The sequence below is a fragment of the Mesorhizobium sp. M4A.F.Ca.ET.050.02.1.1 genome, from assembly GCF_003997725.1.
GTDB lineage: Bacteria > Pseudomonadota > Alphaproteobacteria > Rhizobiales > Rhizobiaceae > Mesorhizobium.
Genome location: NZ_RZSG01001158.1, coordinates 1 through 1,347 on the forward strand (window position 1 = coordinate 1; position 1,347 = coordinate 1,347).

The 1,347-nt window shown below is 66.1% G+C and carries 1 protein-coding gene; it reads left to right on the forward strand.

Going from position 1 to position 1,347, the window contains the following annotated elements; all coding sequences use genetic code 11:
- Positions 1-1,347: PAS domain-containing protein (locus EOA33_RS35930; RefSeq protein WP_127407740.1), on the forward strand; the 1,347-nt coding region annotated here is incomplete at both ends.

The following is a 1,347-nucleotide window of genomic DNA, read 5'->3' on the forward strand; positions in this document are numbered from 1 at the left end:
TTTCTATCCGGTACCGATCGTCGACCAGAACACGCGTCCGGGTGCCGTGACCCGGCTCATCATCTTCATCGTTGTCCTGACCGGTGCGGCGATCGTTTTCGGGCTTTTCCGCGAGCGCCTCGGCGATCCCTTCCTGCTCGGCATGCTCGGCGTGCTGGCGATGATCGGCGTCGGCTTCCTGTTTGCCACCGCTATCGGCTTCGTTCAGGTCGCGCCGCGCTCGACCAGCGACGAACTGTCCAAAGCCTTTGTCGATTCGATGTCGCAAGGCCTGCTGGTCACGGATACCAAGGCCCGTATCATCTACGCCAACCGTGCCTATGCCGATATGACGGGCGCTTCGTCGGCGGCCGACCTCAAGACGGTCGAAGGGCTGCTGTCGGACGTTCCAGAGGCCTCCATGACCATCTACCGGCTGGCATCGGGCCTGCGCGACGGCCAGGCGGGCGATGGCGAGTTCAGGCTTGCGCAATCCATCCGCCCCGGCGCGGAGCCCGGTGCGCACTGGTACCGCACCCGCGCACGCGCTTTCAATGTGCCGGGCCAGCGGCTGCCGATGCTTGCCTGGCAGCTTGCCGATATCTCGCAAGAGCGGGCCGAGCAGGAGCGTTTCTTCCTCGACCTGCAAAAGGCGATCGACCATCTCGACCATGCGCCGGCCGGTTTCTTTTCGGCCGACCAGGAAGGCCGCGTCACCTACATCAACGCCACGCTCGCCGAATGGCTGGGCATCGATCTGGCGAGCTTCACGCCGGGCGCCGTCACGCTGCCCGAGATCGTCGCCGGCGACGGCATGGCGCTGGTCCGCTCGGTCAAGGCCGATCCCGGCACCACGCGCAACGCCGTCATCGATCTCGACCTGACGACGATGACTGGCGAGGCGCTGCCGGTGCGCTTCATGCACCGCGTCTCGGCGAGCCGCGAGGGCGTCGGCGGTCCGACCCGCACAATTGTGCTCAACCGCACCCAGGGCGAGGATGCCTCCGCCGATCTTCGCGCCTCGGAAGTCCGTTTCACCCGCTTCTTCAACTCGACGCCGATGGCTATCGCCGGCGTCGACGCCAATGGGCGCATCCTGCGCACCAACGCGCCGTTCCTCTCGCTGTTTTCCTCGGTCGTCGATCGCGACGCGGTCGACCGCCGCGTCCGGCTCGACACGGTCATCCACGAGCGCGACCGGCCGGCTTTCGCCGAGGCTTTCGAGAAGGCCAGGCAACGGCAGGCCGAAATCGAGCCGATCGACACTTTGTTGCCCGGCAACGAGGATCGGCACATCCGCTTCTACGTCAACGCGGTTGCCGAGGGCACCGGCGGCGAAGGTGCCGAGGAATCAGCCATCGTCTATGC